Origin of the sequence: Ruoffia sp. FAM 26255, from assembly GCF_045528525.1 — a bacterium.
Classification (GTDB): domain Bacteria; phylum Bacillota; class Bacilli; order Lactobacillales; family Aerococcaceae; genus Ruoffia; species Ruoffia tabacinasalis.
In genome coordinates, this window is the sequence record NZ_JBGQQX010000148.1 from 1 (window position 1) to 279 (window position 279).

At 35.1% G+C, this 279-nt stretch carries 1 rRNA gene; it reads right to left on the reverse strand.

Annotation, left to right across the window (positions count from 1 at the left end):
• Window positions 1-219 precede the first annotated feature (219 nt).
• Window positions 220-279: ribosomal RNA gene (locus ACEN31_RS11675) — 16S ribosomal RNA — on the reverse strand; the annotation flags it as partial.

Consider the following 279-nt stretch of genomic DNA (forward strand, 5'->3'; position numbering starts at 1 on the left):
AATTCTTTGGTTTATGATTTAATTTCGATTAAAATTATATCTTCATTTAAGAAAATTGTTCTAATACAATCTGTCGCATCGACGGATTATATTAGGTGTTGATATTCAGTTTTCAATGAGCTAAGTTTGAATGGTTCCTTGCAGTTAAACAAGAAAACTCACTCAAAACTGAACAAAGATAAAACACTTCATGCTGTAAAAGGTTCCAGTACTCCTTAGAAAGGAGGTGATCCAGCCGCACCTTCCGATACGGCTACCTTGTTACGACTTCACCCCAAT